The following is a 17,042-nucleotide window of genomic DNA, read 5'->3' as shown; positions in this document are numbered from 1 at the left end:
GGTGGTTCACGGGGCGGGGGTTCGGCCGCTTCGTGTACGTCTACGGCCACATCCTGGCCGTAGACGTACACGAAGTGCGAGCCGAGCCGACGAACAGCCCGACGGCCTCTCAGCCGCGCATCGAGGCGTTCGGGTCCTGGCCGCGCTGGGCCTGGTCGGCGCGGGCGACGGTGACCCGCGCCAGCCGCTCCGTCTCCGAGTCGGGGCCGCTCCCGGTGCCGGTGCCCGCGACCCGCACCACCACGGTGCCGCTGCGGGCGACCACGGCGGCGCGGTCCCCCAGGCGCCAGCCGCCGCACTCGTCGCCGAAACCCGCCACCTTCGTACGCGTCGCGGAGCCGGGGCCGGTGGGGGGCCGCCGCAGTTCCTTGCGGTAGACGTCGGCGGCGGCGGCCTCGGACGTGGCGGCGTACACGACGAGTTCGGCGTTGCGCCAGCCCGCCTGGGCGCTGCCGAGCAGCCGCGCGCAGTCGTCACCGGTGCCGCAGCGCCCGGCCTGGATCTGCTCCGTCACGGTCCAGTCCGAGGGCACGCTGCCCCGGTCGGGCACGACGGCGCGGATCACGGCCGGGTCGTGCAGCGGCTCCGCCGCCTGCTCCTCCCCGCTCGCGCGGAAGACCAGCACGGTCGCCACGGCGACGGCCAGCACGGCGGCGACGGCCGCCGTCCGGCTGGTGCGCAGGCGTGCGGAGCAGGGCGGACGTGCCGCCGCCAGGGCCTCGTCCACCGCCTCCTGAAGCCTCCGGCGGAACTCGCGGTCCGCCAGGACCACGTCGAGCAGCACGCCGTCGAGCAGTGGGCGGGCCAGTAACCTGCCTTCAGGCAGCGGGACTTCGGGTAACGGGCTGTCGTGGAGGGGGCGGGGGGCGGACACCTGGAGGGGCGGCAGTTCGGCCGCCTCGCCTGGTTCGGCCAGTTCGGCCAGTTCGACCAGTGCCCGACTGCCCTGCGGTGACCGCTCCAGGCGACGGGCGACCACCTCGCGCAGGCGGGCTTCCGCGTCCGCGGGCCCGCCGGCGCGCGCGGACGAGACCAGCAGCCGGACGGCGACGGCGGCCAACTCGGTCGGTTCCATGCGTCCCCCCATGCTTGACCAACGTTGGGGGAAGCATCGCCAAGCCGGGACATCCTCACTCGTCAACGGGCTGGCAGGTACTGGACGGACCGGCCCCCGCGCCCGCTCGCGCGGGGCCGGGGTCCGGTCACCGGTGTCCGAGTACGTTGACCACCTTGCCGTTGGGATCGCGGACGAAGAAGCGGCGCACGCCCCACTCCTCGTCCCGCAAGGAGTGCACGATCTCCGCGCCGCTCGCACGCACCGCCGCGTAGACCGCGTCCACGTCCTCCACCTCGACGCTCATGTCCGGTACGACCGGGGCGCTCTGGTCGCGGCTCATGAAGGTGACCTGCGCGGTGGGGTTGGCGGGCGAGGCGAGCGTCACGACCCAGCCGAGGTTCATGACCTCCTCGAAGCCGAGGAGGCCGTAGAAGTCCCGGCTCTCCTCCAGGGCCTCGGTACGGATGTCGGGCATCACCCGGCGGATGGTCATGGTGGGCTCCTTCGATCGGCGCGGGCGGCGCGGACGGCGCGGGCGTTGCCGACCGGCACAGCCGTCGCGCCCGTCACACCCGCCGCCTCCGCCACGGTGTCAGGGAGTCTCCCGCACCGCCACCGGATGGCCGCGTACGAGGCTGGCCGTCTCGCCCGTGCCCGTCTGCGCCAGGGCCGCGCGGATGCGCCGCTCCTGCGGCGCCTCGGCGTGCCCGGCCAGGTCGCCGGGCGGCACCCAGGCGTACGCGCTCACCTGCTCGCGCCGTACGGTCACCGCGGTGCCGACGGGGTACGTCCCGCCGTCGTAGACGAAGTTGTACGCCTCGACCGCGCCGTCCTCCGCGTCCGCCGGGACGTAGTCCAGCGCGAGGAGGCGTACGGCGTCGACGGACAGCCCGGTCTCCTCCAGCACCTCGCGCGCGCAGGCCACGTGGGGCATCTCGTCGGGCCGCGCGCGTCCGCCCGGCAGGTTCCATCCCTGGCGGTGGCGGGGCTGCACCACCAGCACGGCGCCGCTCTCGTCCCGGATCACGGCCAGCGCGCCGATCCTCCTGCGGGGCGGGCGGGCAGATTCCGTACCGTCGTTCATGGCTCTCCTTGTCCTGGGCATCCACTGTGTACCCACGCTCTCGGAAGCATGCTGTACGGGACGGCGCCGGGCGAGCGGTACGGGAGGAGACGCGGCTTCTCGTTCAGGTGAGGGAACGCGCGGAGGGTGACGGACGTGCCCGCCCACCGGGGTCGGAACCGGCGCGCGGGCGTGCACGGGGCGGACGTCAGCCGGTGGTGCGCTTGCGGCTCAGCCTGCTGTACAGCTCCTGGGCCTCCCGGTGTTCGGGGCCCCAGCCCACGCTGCGCTCCAGGACGGCCAGCGCCTCCGTACGGCTGCCCTGCCGCTGGAGGGTCAGCGCGTGCTGGTAGAGGCGTTCGGCCAGAAGTCCGCGCAACTGGACGTTGGTCGGGTCGTGCCGGTAGGCGCACTCCAGCCAGCGTTCGGCGTCCGCGAGGCGCTCCGCAGGCGCGTCCGGTCCCTGCTCGGCCATGGCCGCGTCGGAGTGGACCTCGATCATGCCCTCGAAGACGTCCGTACGGCCGGGGTGTTCGGCCCAGGCGACGTGCGACTCGCGGACGGCGTGCTCGTACTGGCCCTTGGCCAGCAGGGTGCGGGCCAGGGCCAGCGGGGAGCGCTCGCCGACGGGCGGGGGCGCGGGGGCAGGCTCCGGGGCCGGGGCCGGGGTGCGGGCGATCTCGTCCAGCAGTGCGCGCACCTCCGTCAGGGTGCGGCTCAGCAGCGCCGAGGCGTCCTCCAGCCTTCCCTGGGCGATCAGTTGGCGCGCCTGGGCCGCCACCGTCGGCGGCTGCGGGTCCGAGGGGAGGGCCGGGTCCGGGGCTGGGGAAAGGTCCGGCGGTGCCGTGTCGCTGACCACGGCCGCGATCAGCCGGGGCAGCGCCTCCCCCGCCCCGTGCGTCCCGCCGGGCGTACGGCCCGCGCCGGCCGGATCCGGCTCGGACTCCGCCGGGCCCGGCCGGTCGTCCTGTACCGCCAGCGGCGAGCGGCTGAGGAACTCGGCGTGCAGCGCCGCCCCTTCGGCGATCAGCTCCGGGGCCGCCCGCACGCACGCGGCGCCCAGCCCCGCGGCCGAGTCGCGGACCCCGGCCAGCGCAGTGCTGCCCCCGGTGAGCAGCACCGCGTCCAGATCCGGCACCGCCAGCCCGCACTGCTCCAGCAGCGCGGAGAGCCGTTCCCCCACCCAGTCCAGCTGGGGCCGCAGCAGCCCGTGGAAGCGCTCGCGGGCGATCTCACCGCCGCGCCGCCCCCGCGCGTCCAGCGCCAGCAGCGAGGGCGGCCCGTGCCCCGCGGACTCGCCGCCGAGTTCCTCCTTGACCTGCTGGGCGCGGGCGCGCAGCGCCTGCCACTCGGCCTCGTCCCAGCGGGTTACCCCGGCCTCCGCCAGCGCCGGGCGCAGCACGTGCAGCAGGGCGCCGATGAGCTGCTGCTCCAGCGTGCCACCGCCCGGCGCCGACCCGCCCTCGTAACCCAGCGCCCGGTAGTGGCCCTTGGCGCCGCGTACGATGCCGAGTTCGAACCCGTCGCAGCCCATCCCGTACATCAGGAAGGTGCCGCTGCCCACACCCCGGGTATGCCCGACGACGGCCGCGACCGAGTCGCTCACCAGCCGCGTACGGGTCAGCCCCGCCTCCGTCGCGGCGTCCTTGAGGGCGGCGCGGCGGGCGGAGTCGTAGCGGGCCGGGACGCTGATGACCGCCTGGCCGACGGCCTCCCCCGTGTCCGCCTCCACCTGCTCGCGCAGCGCGCGCAGCGCCCGCGCCACCAGCTGCCCCGCGGGCACCTGCCGGCCGCCGGAGCGCACCGGGCGCTCGTCGCCCAGCCTGCTCTTGAGGCTGGTGAAGTCGGGCGGGATCGACCCGTCCCGCGGGTGCTCGCACAGCGGCCACGGCCAGAGCGCCGCGGGCAGCCTGCTGAAGCGCGGCGGGCCGCCCGGCGGGGCGTACGCGGCGCGCAGGCCGGTGCTGCCGAGATCGACACCGAGGCTGACCAGCGGCACGGGTGCTCCTTCGTCGTGCGTCGTGCGTCTCTTCGACGTGCGTCATCTGCGGGGTGCGTCATGCGCGGGGTGCGTCATGCGCGGGGCGCGTCACTCGTCCAGCAGCCGGAGCAGCCCGCCGTGCGCCACCTCGTCGGGGACCTCGGCCACGTCGCGCGCCTGGAAGGCGCGGGCGACCAGCAGCTTGAGCACCCGCGCCTGCTCGTCGGCCAAGTCGCGCTGCCCGCTCTGGTAGGACCGCCGTACGTCGCTGGCGGCCTCGTTGATCTGCCGGGCCACCTCCGGCGGCGCCCCGTCCGCGGCGCGCTCGGCCAGGATGAGCTGGGAGGCGATGCCGGAGCCGAACAGGTCGGCGCTGAGCACGTTGGTCATGCGGCGGCACTCCTCGTCGTCCGAGAAGTTCAGTGCCTGCTGGGCCTGTTCGAGGTTGCGGCGGATGCGCATGGCCTGGGCCGGTTCGATGTACGGCTCGTGGGTGGACAGGAAGCGCCGCGTCTCGGACTCCGCCCGCACCAACTCATCGCGCCACGCCGCGCTTTCGACGGCCTCCGTCTCGGGGGGCGGGGTGCGGTGGGTGTTGGTGCGCAGGGGCGTCTCCTTGACCATGTCGGTGCCCGGCACCCCGATGCGCACCAGCACGATGCGGTCGGCGTCGTAGTTGAAGGTCACGTCCACACGGCTGTTGACGTCGATCTCCTTCGGCAGCTCGTACTCCACCACGCCCTGCTCGAAGTTGTGGCTGGCCACCTCCTTGTCGCCCTCGTAGACGGGGACCCGGATGAACCGGCCGTCGGTCGCCTGGAAGGTGCGGCGCATCGGCTCGGGCAGCGGATAGGGCGTGCCGCGCGGGATGATCGGGACGAAGGTGTCCTGCTGCGAGCCGCGTACGGCGGCGATGCCCAGCGCCATGCCGGTCACCTCGTAGATGGTGGGGGAGTCGAGCGGGCGCGCCTGGTCCAGCGACTGGCCGCAGTTCTCGCAGACGGTCGCGTCCTCCTCGTTGGAGCGGTCGCACTCCGCGGCGGGGCAGGCGACGCCGTTCATGGTGCCCGCCAGGATTCCGGCACCCAGGGCCACGCACTCCATCGGGTTGATGTTGCGGCGGACCTTGGCCTGGCCGAAGCGCGACTCGACGGTCTCGTACACCTTCGGCGTCAGGGTGGAGCCGCCGACCAGCAGGACATCGGAGATGTCCTCGTTGGTGAGGTTCTGCTTGCTGAGGGCGTCCTGCACCAGCGCCATCGTCCGGTCGACGAAGGGGGCGATCATGGCGTCGTACTCGACACGGGTGAGGGTCATCTCCACGTCGACCAGCACCCCGCCGTCAGGGGCGCGGAAGGCGGCCGGGATGACGATGTCCGCCTCGTCCAGCTGGCTGAGCTGACGCTTGGCCTGCTCGGCATGGTACTTGGCCAGCAGCAGGAACTTGCGGTCCTCGGAGGGGTCCACGCCGCAGCGCTCCTTGACCCAGGCGATGATGCGCTCGACGATCACGCCGTCGAAGTCGTCGCCGCCGAGCCAGCTGTCGCCGGTGTAGTCGAGCACCTGGAAGTGGCCGTGCCCCTCGGCGTCCTTGGCGACCTGGAGGATGGAGATGTCGAACGTGCCGCCGCCCAGGTCGTAGACGAGGACGCGGCGGCGGTCGCGCTGGTCGATCTCCAGGCCGAAGGCGAGGGCGGCGGCCGTCGGCTCGTCGATGATCTTCTTGACGACCAGGTTGGCCTTGGTGCCCGCCTCCCGGGTGGCGGCACGCTGCGCGTCGCGGAAGTAGGCGGGGACGGTGATGACGGCGTGCGTGACCTCGCCGCCGAGCGAACGGCCCGCGTCCCGCTTGAGCTTGCCGAGGATCATGCTGGAGACGTCGGCGGGGGTGTGCGGGCGTCCTCCCATCATGACGTGGGCGCGCGGGTCGTCGTCGGGGCCCGCGACGACCTCGTAGTTGAGCCTGCCGCGCGCCTGGGCCACGGCGGGGTCGGCGAAGTCCCGGCCCATCAGGCGCTTGACCGAGAAGACGGTGTCGGCGGGCTGGAGCCGTGCGAAGTTCACGGCGGGGATGCCGACGAGCAGCGACTCGTCGCCGTCGCGGCGGCGCACCGCGACCACAGAGGGGGTCAGCGACTCACCCTCGCCGTTGGCCAGCACGGCGGCGGCGGAGCGGGCCTGGTCGTAGCGGGTGACGACGCAGTTGGTGGTGCCGAGGTCGATGCCGATGGCTTTCATGGTCGCTGTGTCTCCCTGGGGCCCTGGGGCGGTTCGGTGGGGTGTGCGGGTGGGATGCGGGTGCGGTCAGTCGTGCGGGTCGGGTGCGTGCGGGTCGGGTCTGGGAGAGGCGGCGGGTGCCGCGTCGGCGGCGGGTACGGCGACCGCCACGCGGGCGGCGCGCAGGACGCGTTCGCGCAGCCGGTAGCCGCGCTGGAGCACCTCCACGACCTCGTCCCGCGCCTCCGGCACCGCCGACTCCCGCACCTCCACGACCTGGTGCGTGGCGGGCTCGGCGCGCTCGCCGACCAGCCCGATCGGCTCCAGGCCGCCCGCGCGTACGGCCTCCTCCAGCTGCCGGGTGATCAGCCGCACGCTCTCCCGGTACGCCGCCGGGTCGTCCACGGGACCGGTCGACAGCAGCCGCTCCAGGGCGTCCAGCGCGGCGATCAGGCCGCCCAGCAGACCGTCCAGCTCGGCCCGGTGTGCGGCCTGCTGCTCGTCCAGTGCCATGGCGAACTCGAAGCGCAGCCGGTCCTGGGCCGCTGCCGCGCCTGCGCCTGCGCCTGCGCCTGCGCCTGCGCCTGATGGTCGGGGAACACTCATCGTTGGCCCTCAGAGGTCGAAGCGGATCAGTTCGTCCAGCAGTCCCGGCGGTACGAGGTCGCCGGGGCCGTCGGTGTCCAGCGGGCCGGTCTCCAGCGGGCCGGTCTCCAGCGGGCCGGTCTCCCCCGGCGCGGCCGGCAGTGGTGGCGGGCGCAGCTCGACGCCGTCCAACTCGTCCACGAGCACATGCAGTTCCTCGTCGCCGAGGGTGAGCAGCTGCGCGAGTCCCGGCGGCTCGCCGGGGCTGCGCAGCGCCTCGTCCAGTCCGCGCCGCGCCTCGGCGGCCTCCGCCCGCAGGTCCACGTCCCACAGCGAGAGGTCGACCAGCAACCGCTTCTGGAGCATGCGGAGTTCGTTCCAGGCGGTCTGCGTCTCCGGTGTCATCAGGCGCTGGACCATCAGCTCGAAGGAGACGTCCTGCATCTCGGCATGGGTGGTCTCCGGGGTCACCCCCACCCGCGCCAGCACGTCGTAGGGGAACGGGCCCCGCCAGACGCTCTCCGGGTCCTTGAACACGCGTCCTCACTCCCCTCCGCCGCCGCGCGGCCCGCGCGGATCGGCGCTCTCGTGCGGCTCGGACGGTTCGGACGCTTCGCGCAGCTCGCGCAGCCGCAGTCCGACGGTGTCCAGCAGGATGGTCAGCGGCACGCCCGCCGGGTGCACGCGGGAGGCCCGTACGAGGCAGTGCAGCGCGCCCGTCGTGTCGCCGCGCTGCCGCTTCCGCGCGGCCTCCGGGATCAGCTCGCGGCAGCGGTCGGCCGGGTCCCCGTCCGCCCGCCGCACCTCCTCGGCGACGCCCTCGATGTGCCGGCGCAGCTGCTCGGTGGTCATGCCCGCCAGCAGCAGGGAGTCCAGCGCGTCCAGCGCGTGGGACACCGTCTTGCGGTAACGGGCGTGCGCCGGGGCCCTGGTGAGCCCCTCGTGCATGAGCGTGAGCGCCTCGTTCAGCACGGTCATCTGGTAGAGCCGGGTGGCCATCAGCGGGCGCGGGTCGAGCCCGAAGATCAGCACCCGCGCCAGGTTGTCGCGGGCGTAGGCGGACTCCGGGTTCAACTCCAGCGCCCGCCGCAGGTCGCGCTCCGCCCGCGCCATGTCGGGCGGGATGTCGTACTCGGCGCAGCCGTAGCCGCGCCACACGCCCCTGGTGGCCAGGAGTTCGGAGAGCTTGGCGGCGAGGCTGCCCCGGCCGGGCGGGCCCAGCAGCGGGATGGTCCGCTCGACCACCACCACCGCCTCGTCCAGCGCGCCGCCGAGCCGGGCGCCGCCCTCGTCCGCGAGCGCGTCCGCGCGGCCCATCACCATCCGCGCCACCGCCTGCTTGGTGCGTACGGCCATCGCCGCGCGGGCCGCGACCCGGATCGCCTCGCCCCACTGCGCGCAGGCCCGGTCCAGCCCGCCGCTGCCGCCGGTCAACGCGGCGCGGGCGAGCGCCAGATGGGACCGTACGGCCAGGTCCACGGTGTCCTGGAGGAGCCTGGCGTGCCGGTGCGGGATACCGGCGTAGGCCGGGTTCGTCCGCAGGAACCACTGGCAGTGCGGGCAGTCGGCGGTGTGCCCGGGGCGGGCCCGGTCCGGGACGGGGCAGTCCTCGGGCAGGTCGTTCAGCGCGTGGCCGTCGGCGCGGGTGGGCAGGGCGCGCAGCGCCTGCTCGAAGCGGTGGTGCACGAAGAGGGTGAAGGGGACGGACAGTTCGGAGAACGAGCAGCGCAGCGCGCGCACGGTGTGCTCGCCGGGGCCGTCGAATGCGCCCGGGGGCGGCACGGCCGGGTGGGCGGTGGCGGGGGCGGCGTTCTCCAGGCGCGCCGTCGTCCCGGCCAGCACGTGCTGGAGCCCCAGCAGCGCGACGTACGCCGGGCCGGCCGCCAGGGAGACCGGGCGTTCGCCGCCGCCCCCGTCCGCTCCGGGCGGCAGCGTGAGGCCGCCAGCCTCCTTCAGCTCGCGGGCACCGTCCAACTCCGTCTCCAGGCTGTTGACCAGCGCCTGGTGGATGCGCACATGCTCCGCTCGGCCCTGTGCCGCGTGCGTCTCGGCCCCGGCGGTCAGCCGGTCGAAGAGGTTCCGGCCCAGCTCCCAGCGGAGCTGGGCGACGGCCTCCGGGGCCACCGTCTCGGCGTAGCAGGCCGCACGGGCACGGCGCCAGCGGGTCCAGTGGCCGTCGTCGGTGAGCAGCGTCGCCCAGTACGCGATGGCCCGCTCCCAGGCCCTCTCGGCGTGCTCCCAGGCGCCGGACTCCGCCAGTTCCTGCGCCTCCCAGTAGCGGGCGACGGCCAGCGACTGCACGGTGTCCATGTCGGCGGGCGCGTCCCGCAGCCGCTCCTCCCACCTGCGGACCGCCTCCTCGCGCCCGCGCGCCAGCAGCACCAGCAGCGGTGCGTCGCGGGGCAGTCGGGCGCACAGCTCGTCCAGCAGCGCCGAACCGGTGCCCTGGTCCGCGGTGTCGCCCGCGTCGTCGGGAAGGCCGCTGCCGGGGTCTTGGGGGGTCAGCTCGGCCAGGGCCTCGCGGAGGGCCTCCGCGTCGTCCAACTGGTAGAGGAGTGCGTCCAGTTGCAGCCGTCGGGCGGGCAGCCGCAGCTGGTCGAGGGCCAGTTGCTCAAAGCGGCCCATCCCGCCGTTCTCCATCAGCACGAACGCGGCGTTCTTCACCGTGTCGGCGGGCGAACCGGGCGCGATCCCGGCCTCGCGCAGCGCCGAGTACGGGAACGAAGGATCGCGCAGCGCCAGCGGATCGGGCACCAGGACCGCCGTGGCCAGCCCGTCCGCCCAGGGCAGCAGTTCCCGCAGCCCGCGCAGCCGCTCGCGCCTCGGCCCGGCCGCCTCGTGGGTGCCCTCGGCCTCGGCGTACGCGGCCATGGCGGCGCTCCACTCCGCGCGTGCCTCCAGCGCCCGGCCCCGGGCGTACGCGCCGCGCGCCTCGGCGTCCCGGCGACCGCGGCAGCGCGCGTACGCGCGGACCGCGCCGTCCCAGTCGGCGGCCTCCTCGGCGAGCCGGGCGCGCGCGTACGCGGCCAGCGCGGGCGCCGAGCCCAGCCCGTCGGCGGCATCCGGTCCGGCCGTACCGGCCTGTCCGGCCTGTCCCACCGGACCGGCCGCGTCCGCCGCCTCCGCCGTCCCGGTCAGCTCGGCGAGCCGCTCGGCCTCGGCCAGCACCGCCGCCCAGTCCCCCGCCGCCTCGGCGCACCGGGCGCGCGCGTACGCCGCCCGGCACGGCACGTCGGCCGCACCGGGGGCCAGCTTCTCGTACGCCTCCGCGGCCCGGCGCCAGCCCGCCCGGCTCTTGGCGCCCTCCTCCGGGGGGACCAGCTCGGCCGCCGCCTCGATCAGCCGGGCGCGGGCGTAGGCGCGGCGCGGGATGACGTCGGCGTGCGTGTCGGGCAGCTGCTGGTAGGAGTCCAGCGCGCCCTGCCAGTCCGCGAGCTGCTCGCGGTGGCGCCCCTGTGCGTAGCGGTGCAGGCCGAGCAGCTCCTTGTCGGCCCCGGCGACCGGGCCGTACTGCTCCATGGCCCCCGCCCAGTCGCCGGACTCCTCGGCCCAGCGGCCCGAGCAGTGCCTGCGCAGCACCCCGACCGCGCCGCCCCTGGCCTCGTCCGGCAGCGCGGTGAGCAGGCCCAGCACCGAGCCCCAGTCGCCGCGGCCCGCCGCGAGCCGGGCGCGGGCGAACAGGCGCCGGCTGCCGACCTCGCCCTCGTCGTAGCTGTCCGGGAGCCTGCCGAACCCGTCGATCACGCCCTGCCAGTCGCCGGACGCGTCCGCGCCCCGGCCGGTGACGTAGAGCAACCGGTCGGCGGCGTCCGGGAGTTGCCTGGGCAGGCCGCCGAAGTACGTGCCCGCGCGGTCCCACTGGCCGCGCTCCTCGCAGCACCGGCCCTGCGCGTACGCGAGCCGGTGGCGCGCGTCGCCGGGTACCCGCGCGGCGCCCTCGGGGGCGGGGGTGAGGAGACGCTCGAAGGTGGCGGCGGCGGTGGCCCAGTCCCGGGCCGCCTCAGCCGCGCGGGCGGCGGCGTACAGGTGCTCCGGGGACGGGCCGCCGGGGACGGGGAGGGCGGCGTGCAGGGCGGCGGCGCGGGACCAGTCCCCGGCGTCGGCCGCGGCGGCGGCCTGGCGGCGCACCTGGTCGCGGACCTCCTGGTGCCAGGGGCCGGGGTCCCAGCCGCGGGCGGCGAGGCGGTCCAGCTCGGTGAGCGCGGACGGCCAGTCCCCGGCGGCGGCGGCGAGGCGGGCGTACGCGTGGCGCAGCCGCGCGGCGGCGTCGGCCACGCCGGAGGCAGGCGCGGCGGAGGCAGGCGCGGCGGAGACGGGCACGGCGGAGGCAGGCGCGGCGGAGGCAGGCGCGGCGGAGACGGGCACGGCGGAGACGGGCTGCGCGGCGGGGTCGCCGTCCGGCGCGGGGCCCGGGTCGCCGACGCAGGCGGCGAACGACTCGGCGGCCTCCTCCCACCGCCCCGCCGCCTCGGCCACCCGCCCGCGCGCGTACGCCGCCCAGCCGGGCAGGTCACCGGGCAGGCCGTCGTACGCGCCCCCGGCCGGACCGTCGTACGCGCCGTCGCCCGGGCCGTCGCCCGAGTCACCGTCGCCCGGCGCGTCGGGGACCGGCGCACCCGCGACTGCCGCCCCGAGGCACTCGGTGAACAGCCCCAGCGCGCCCGCCCAGTCGCCCCGCTCCCCGGCCGCCCGCGCCCCCGCGTACGCGGCCCGCGCGGGCGCGTCCCGCAGCTCGCCGCAGGAGGCGTACGCCCGCGCCGCGCCCGGCCAGTCCGCCGCGTGCTCGGCGCACCGCGCCTGCGCATAGCCGCCGAGCCGCTCCGCGTCGCGGTAGCCGCCGGGGCGGGCGGAGCGGAGCGCGGCGTAGCTCGCGGCGGCCCCGGTCCACTCCCCAGCCGCCGCCTGGTCGGCCGCCGCCGCGTAGGTGCGGGCGAGGGCCGCCTCGGCGCGGGCGGCGGCACGGCGGGCGCGGACGTCGCGGAAGCCGCCGGGGCGGAGCGCGAGGATGTCGTCGTAGTGGCGCAGCGCCGTCTCCCAGTCGCCCGCCGACGCCGCCGACTCGGCGGCCCCCGCCGACGCGGCCAGCTCCGCCAACTGCCGTACCTCGGTGCGCAGGCACTCGCGCAGCCCGGCGGGCAGTTCGTCCCGCAGCGCCTCCCACCGGGCCGCCGCGTGCTCCGGTTCGGCCTCCTCCGCCAGGGTCGCGCACAGGCGCTCGACGTCCGGCCAGCACCGTTCGGCCTTGGCCTCGTCGCGCAGCCAGCCGCGCTCGGCGGCGTACTGGGTGGTGCGGTTGTCGGTGAGTTCGAGCACCCGGTCCCACTCGTTGGCGGCGCGCAGGTGCCGTGCGGCGGCCATCAGGTCGTCCGGCCGTACGTAGCCGGTGCGCCGCTCGTACGCGCGCAGCGCGGCGGAACCGGCCTGGAGCGGATCGTCGCCCTCCTCGGGCTCGTTGACCTCGCGGGCCTTGAACAGCCAGCCGTGCCGGTACTCCTCGTGCAGGAAGAGCACCGGGGTGCACCACTCGATCGCGGTGTGGCCCTCGATGTGCGCGATCTCGCGGCGGGCGGTGGTCACCGCCTCGTCCAGGGTGAGGTTGGAGGCGACGCCCTGGAGCAGCACCGGGCTGAACCGCGTCGAGGCCAGCTCGCTGACCCGCCCCTGCATGGCCACCACGGCGGGCACGCCCCGGCCGACGAGCGCCTGTGCGAGGCCGGAGAACGGCTCGTGCCCGCTGCTGTCCGCGCCGCCGCACAGGTTCATCACGACGAGCCGCAACTGCCGTGCGCGCAGCAGGATGCCGCTGAGCAGGCTGCCGGGGATGCGGTCGCAGGTGCCGCCCTCGGCCTCCAGGTAGACGATGCCCTCGCCGCGCTCCGCGTCGTAGGTGCCGTGGGCGATGAGCAGCAGGATGGTGGGCTCTTCGGGGCAGTCGGCGAGGGCCTCCTCCAGGTCCCGGCGGGTGGTCCGCTCCAGGACGGTCATCTCGTAGGTGAGGCTGGGCAGTTCGCGGCGGAGCGCCGCGACCTCCTCCTCCTGCCGGACCGGCGGGAGGCCGCAGTCGGTGGGCGAGGCGCTCGCCACCAGCAGCCGGATGCGCTCCGGTTCGGCGGCGGGCTCGGGCAGCCGGGCGCCGAAGGTGTCGCCGCCGCGCAGGGTGCGGACGAGCGAGAGGTGGTGGTCCAGCGCCAGCGACTGGTGCGGCTCGTCGGCGGGGGCGGTCAGCGTCTCGACCGGCAGCCCCACCAGGGGACGCGGCAGGCTGAAGCTCAGCCGCAGACCGTACGGGCTGCGCTGCCGCCCGCCGCGCCGCTGCTTCTGCGCCCGCTTCTGCGCCTGCCGCAGGCAGGCGCGCAGGGGCGGGGTGAACAGCAGGTCGTAGACCTGTCGTCCCAGGGCGCGCAGCCGGGTGGCGGCGGGGGTGTCACCGCTGGGGGCCTCGCCCAGCTCGATGCGGATGAGGCGGTCGAGTTCGGCGCGGAGACCGGCGACGTCGCTGCCGGCGGGGGGCTCGGCGCGGCCGTGGCGGTCCGTGGCGGCCGTACGCCCCGGTGCGCCCGCACGATCCGAGCCGCCCGAGCCGCCCGAGCCCTCGCCGAGTTGGATGACATCCGCCGCCGAGGCGGGCCCGTTCGCCGCCACGAGATAGCGGCCGGTGCCGATCTCCCTTACCCGGATGCGCAGTTCCTCGTACTCCTGCATGCCCGCTCACCTCCCCGTCGCGGCGTCAGCGGAAGTGGTGCAGGTCGGCCAGTACCTCATTGAGCAGCCTCTCCACTTCCTGGTCGCCCGGATGGTTCTCCAGCGCCGTGGCCAGCCGGTTGGACGCCTCGTGCAGCAGGGCGACGCAGTCGTTCCGCCGCCCGTCGCGCAGCCGGTACGAGGCGAGCATCCGCAGCACGATGGCGAGGTTCAGGTGCGCCCGCACCAGGTACGGGTTCAGCTCGGCGGCCCGGCGCAGATCGGCCGCGGGCTGGTCCAGCGCCTGCGGATCGCTGTTCGCCGCGATGATGCCCCGGTCGGCCAGCAGGCTCGCCAGCCGGCCCCGTACGCGGTCCCGGTCGCCCTCCTCGACCACGTCGTGCACGACCTCCAGCACCGCCACCGCCCCGGCCGTGTCCGCCGCGCGGTGCAGCGACTCGGCCCGGCCGAGTGCCATCTCCACCACCACGCCCTGCGCGTCCTCCAGCACGCCCAGCTCCCGGCCGCGCGCGAGCGCCTCGCGCCAGCAGGAGGCGGCCTCGGGCAGGTCCGGTTCGCTCTCGGTCAGGGCGTTGAGGCCGAGCGCGAAGAGGGTGTCCATGGCCAGCGCCACCGCGTCGTCGGAGAGCTTGCGGTGCTTGTCGGGACGGCCCGCGTAGGCCGGGTTGACCGCGTCGAAGCGGCGGCAGTCCTCCGCGCACAGGAACGGGCGGGCGCGCACCTTCCACACCGCCGCCTTCGGGGTGTCCGGCCGGGCGCGGCCCCGGGACCGTACGGCGCGGCAGCGCGGGCAGCGCAGGTCGGCCAGCGACTCCAGCGCGTCCCGGGGCTGCCCGGCACGCAACTGGGCGTGCGGGACGCCGAGTTGGGAGAACCACACGCGGAGCCGGTCGGCGACGCTGCGCTCCGCGGTCTGCCGCGCCCCGCCCTGCGGACCGGCGCGGCGGACGTGGCCGCCGCCGGGGCCCGGGCCGCGGCCGAAGCCGGGGGCCGCGCCGCGGTCCAGCCCGGCCACGAACGCGCCGAAGTGCTCCTGAAGTCCCCGCTCCGCGATGCTCAGCGGCCCGCAGACCAGCGGCCCGCGCGGCCGGGACGCACCCTCGCCCGTACCCTCCCCGTCCGGCAGCGGCAGGCCGCCCGCCTCCGCCAGGACCTGCGCGCCCTCCGTCTCCCGCTGCCACAACAGCCGGGGGTGCACGCCCGGCGCGCCGCTGGGCAGCCGCGCCTCCAGCAGGTCGCGGAAGCCGGTGCGCAGCGGCTCGGTGAGCGCGGCGGGGACCTGCTCCTTGTAGCGCTGCCAGGCCCGCTGCCGGAAGCGGCGCCAGAACGCCTCGTCGTGCAGCACCACCGCCCACAGCGCGACGCACTGCTCCCAACTCGCCTCGGTCACGGGCCGGTCGGCGTCCGTGCGGCCGCCGAGCGTGTGGAGCAGGAGCAGCGCGAGGGCGTGCGCCCGGGTGCCGTCCGGCGGCTCGCGCCCCGCGGCGTCGGTGAGCAGCCGCAGGGCCGCAGCGCGTTCGCCGCCGCCGGTCAGTACGGCGGCCTGGAGCACGTCCGCACCGGCGGGCTCGGGCGCCAGGCGCCTTCCCTGCGCCAGTAGTTGGGCGGCGGAGGTCCACAGCTTGTGGACACCGGGCGCGCCCGGCTCCGCATCGAGGGCCTGTGCCGTACGGATCAGCGCGCCCCGCCGCAGCTGCAGCCCCGCCTCGCGCACGGCGCGCGCGGGGTGCCGCTCCGGACCGGAAGTCCTGGTATCCCGCAGCGACTTGAGGGCGGGTCCGTAGCGTCCCTCCCGGCAGTGGTCGGCGACCCTCCACAGGCCTGTGGAAGGCTGCCCGGCCCGGTAGCGGCACTCCGCGAGCAGCGCCGCCGCCACGCCCTCCGGCGGGGGCGGCGCCACCTCGGCGAGCGCCTCGGCAGCCGCATCCCAGCGCCCGGCCCGTACGCGCAGGGCGGCCAGCGCCCACGCCGCAGCGTCCCCGGCGAGCGCGCCGGTCTCCTCCCCGCTCCCGTCGGCGGCGGCCCGGCCGGCCGCCAGCAGTTCGCCCAGCTCCTCTGCCGCCGCGTCCTCCTCCCCCGACGCCGCCCGGCACACGGCCAGCGCGTGGCGGCTGCGCGGGTCCCCGGGGCGCACCCGCAGCGCCCGCGCCCACAGCGCGACGGCCTCCTCCCGCGCCCCGTCCGCGTACGCGAGGGAGGCCAGGCAGCGCAGCACCCGTACGTCGTGCGGGCGGTGCCAGCAGGCGTCCGCCAGCTCGCGCCGTGCCGCCGCCCGGCCCGCCCCGTCCGGCTGGGTGGCGGCGTGCCAGGCGGCGTAGAGGCGCAGTTCGACCAGGGTGTCCTCGAGCGCGCCCTCGGCTCCTTCCGGCGCGGCGTACGGCGCGGCGTACGCCGCGGCCCGCGCCAGCTGCCCGGCCGCCGCCGCGTACTCCTTGCGGCGCACCAGCGGCGCCACCCCGGCGTACGCGGCACGGCCGAGCAGGTCCGCGCAGCGCGCGCTGTCCGGGTGGCGGCGGTGCAGTTCCGTCCAGGAGCGGAGGGCCTCGGCGTGCCGCCCGAGCCCGTACGCGACGACCCCGTGCCGCAGCAGCAGGCTGTCGCCGTCGTTGCCGTGCGCCCTGGCCTGCTCGTACGCGGTGAGCGCGGCAGCCGCGTCACCCTGCCGCTCCAGTGCGTACCCGAGCATGCCCAACGCCACCTCCGCCCGCGGCGATCCGGGGCCCAGCAGCGCGCGTACGGCCTCCTCGGCCCGCCGCCACTCACCGGCCCGCAGGTGCAGCACGGCCAGCAGCCAGCGGTCCGCCTCCTTGGGCGGCTCCCGCCGTGCGGCGGCCCGCAGATCCGCCAGCGCCGGTCCGGTACGCCCCAGCCGGGCCCGTACGTAGGCACGTTGCCGCAGGCTGCGCACGGCGGCCGGGTCGCGCTCCAGCGCGGCCGTGAACCAGCCCTCGGCCGCCTCGTCGTCGCCGAGCCGGGCCGCCGCGCAGGCCGACCAGTGCCACCCGCGCCAGTCCTGCGGCAGCGCCTCGCGCACGGCCCGGAAGTGCTCGGGCGCGCCCGCCGGGTCGGCGGCGGCCAGCCGCGCGCGGCCGAGGCCGAGGTGGGCGGCGGCCAGCAGTTCGGCGCGGGCGGCGGTGTCCTCGGGCCGGGCGCCGCCGTCGTCCGGCGGCGCGGGTGCCGCACCTCCGGGGCGCTGCCCGGTGTCGGCCCGCTGGTGCTCCTCCGTGCTCCGGCCGTCGCCGTGTTCGGGTTCGGGTTCGGGTTCGCCGCCGTGGCCCGGCTCGCCGTCGCCGCAGCGCGCGAGCGCCTCGCGGAAACTCCGCTCCGCCGCCGCCGGATCGCCCCGCGCGAGCTGCGCGTCGCCTTCGGTGAGGGCCTGGCGCGTATGACGCAGCGACCCGCTTCGCAACATCCCTCCCGCCCTCCCCGTCGTCCCG

Annotated in this window: 9 protein-coding genes and 1 pseudogene; all 10 read right to left on the bottom strand. The window is 76.4% G+C overall.

All coding sequences use genetic code 11. The features are described 5' to 3' along the window. Positions 1-109: 109 nt before the first annotated feature. The 10 genes and pseudogenes from H299_RS39640 to H299_RS0115465 all read right to left on the bottom strand — a co-directional run bounded on the left by H299_RS39640 (position 110) and on the right by H299_RS0115465 (position 17,017). The gene (locus H299_RS39640; protein WP_027749142.1) at positions 110-1,075 is read right to left on the bottom strand and encodes a hypothetical protein; all 966 of its coding nucleotides are present in this window, start codon (positions 1,073-1,075) and stop codon (positions 110-112) included. A 127-nt stretch (positions 1,076-1,202) separates the two neighbouring features. Then, on the bottom strand, positions 1,203-1,550 hold the full coding sequence (locus H299_RS0115500) for a VOC family protein (protein WP_027749141.1): 348 nt from the start codon (positions 1,548-1,550) through the stop codon (positions 1,203-1,205). A 99-nt stretch (positions 1,551-1,649) separates the two neighbouring features. After that, positions 1,650-2,141 (bottom strand): NUDIX hydrolase, encoded by a 492-nt coding sequence (locus H299_RS0115495; protein ID WP_027749140.1) that lies wholly within the window; start codon positions 2,139-2,141, stop codon positions 1,650-1,652. A 187-nt stretch (positions 2,142-2,328) separates the two neighbouring features. After that, the gene (locus H299_RS0115490) at positions 2,329-4,119 is read right to left on the bottom strand and encodes an Hsp70 family protein (protein ID WP_027749139.1); all 1,791 of its coding nucleotides are present in this window, start codon (positions 4,117-4,119) and stop codon (positions 2,329-2,331) included. A 90-nt stretch (positions 4,120-4,209) separates the two neighbouring features. Continuing rightward, entirely contained in the window at positions 4,210-6,339 is a 2,130-nt protein-coding gene (locus H299_RS0115485; RefSeq protein WP_027749138.1) for an Hsp70 family protein, read from the bottom strand. A gap of 66 nt (positions 6,340-6,405) precedes the next feature. Further along, entirely contained in the window at positions 6,406-6,831 is a 426-nt protein-coding gene (locus H299_RS34410; RefSeq protein ID WP_051262512.1) for a nucleotide exchange factor GrpE, read from the bottom strand. 102 nt (positions 6,832-6,933) lie between these two features. Further along, positions 6,934-7,440 carry a hypothetical protein gene (locus H299_RS0115475; protein ID WP_027749137.1) on the bottom strand — a complete coding sequence of 169 codons (507 nt, stop codon included), beginning with the start codon at positions 7,438-7,440 and terminating at the stop codon, positions 6,934-6,936. A gap of 3,463 nt (positions 7,441-10,903) precedes the next feature. Beyond that, the gene (locus H299_RS40475; RefSeq protein WP_486587299.1) at positions 10,904-11,359 is read right to left on the bottom strand and encodes a pentapeptide repeat-containing protein; all 456 of its coding nucleotides are present in this window, start codon (positions 11,357-11,359) and stop codon (positions 10,904-10,906) included. Between the two features lie 1,097 nt (positions 11,360-12,456). Beyond that, a pseudogene (locus tag H299_RS40470) lies at positions 12,457-13,605 on the bottom strand (CHAT domain-containing protein); the annotation flags it as partial. Positions 13,606-13,630: 25 nt separating this feature from the next. Next, positions 13,631-17,017: a hypothetical protein gene (locus tag H299_RS0115465; RefSeq protein ID WP_027749135.1), complete on the bottom strand. Its 3,387-nt coding sequence runs from the start codon at positions 17,015-17,017 to the stop codon at positions 13,631-13,633. Positions 17,018-17,042 lie beyond the last annotated feature (25 nt).

Source organism: Streptomyces sp. CNH287 (genome assembly GCF_000424825.1).
This window is presented reverse-complemented; position numbering and strand designations above follow the sequence as displayed.

Excerpts from the sequence above, each read along its gene's own strand:
- H299_RS39640 (WP_027749142.1), bottom strand. The coding sequence starts at position 1,075 with ATGGAACCGACCGAGTTGGCCGCCGTCGCCGTCCGGCTGCTGGTCTCG.
- H299_RS0115500 (WP_027749141.1), bottom strand. The coding sequence starts at position 1,550 with ATGACCATCCGCCGGGTGATGCCCGACATCCGTACCGAGGCCCTGGAG.
- H299_RS0115495 (WP_027749140.1), bottom strand. The coding sequence starts at position 2,141 with ATGAACGACGGTACGGAATCTGCCCGCCCGCCCCGCAGGAGGATCGGC.
- H299_RS0115485 (WP_027749138.1), bottom strand. The coding sequence starts at position 6,339 with ATGAAAGCCATCGGCATCGACCTCGGCACCACCAACTGCGTCGTCACC.
- H299_RS34410 (WP_051262512.1), bottom strand. The coding sequence starts at position 6,831 with ATGGCACTGGACGAGCAGCAGGCCGCACACCGGGCCGAGCTGGACGGT.
- H299_RS0115465 (WP_027749135.1), bottom strand. The coding sequence starts at position 17,017 with ATGTTGCGAAGCGGGTCGCTGCGTCATACGCGCCAGGCCCTCACCGAA.